This is a genomic window from Neisseria sp. P0021.S006, from assembly GCF_051956895.1.
On the sequence record NZ_JBQCWZ010001212.1, the window covers coordinates 1 to 460 of the forward strand.

Genomic DNA, 460 nt, shown 5'->3' on the forward strand with positions numbered 1-460 from the left:
CCGCGGCTGCGGCCGATGATGTGGATGCCCAAATTGTGCGCCAGCTCTTGCGCGGCTTGTTGCCATGCGTCGTTCAGCTTCTTGTGGTAAATCATGGTAACCAGCATTTCGCCGCTTAAAGTGGACAAAAATTCGACGGCGTACCAGCGGTTTTTCAGCTCGGGATGATTGGATGCGGCTTCAATCAATTTCGGCATCAAGGCATTGATGGATTCGGACGCGGCAGGAAATTGGTCGCAACGGATCAGGCTTGCCCCGCTTGCCTTTTGCCCGCGTTCAAACATGGCGTAAAACATTTCGCCGCCTTTATGCCAGATGCGGAACTCGGCGCGCATCCTGTAATGCTGTTCCGGAGATTCAAAGACTTCGATTTCTGGAAAATCCAGTCCTTGGAAAAGTTGCTGAAGATATTGCTTTTTGTCGGCTAGTTGTTGCTGGTAGGCAGTCATCGGGGCAGTCT

The 460-nt window shown here is 52.2% G+C and carries 1 pseudogene; it reads right to left on the reverse strand.

Going from position 1 to position 460, the window contains the following annotated elements:
* Nucleotides 1–449 (reverse strand): annotated as a pseudogene (locus tag ACTHUM_RS19535) (tRNA (uridine(54)-C5)-methyltransferase TrmA); the annotation flags it as partial.
* Nucleotides 450–460 lie beyond the last annotated feature (11 nt).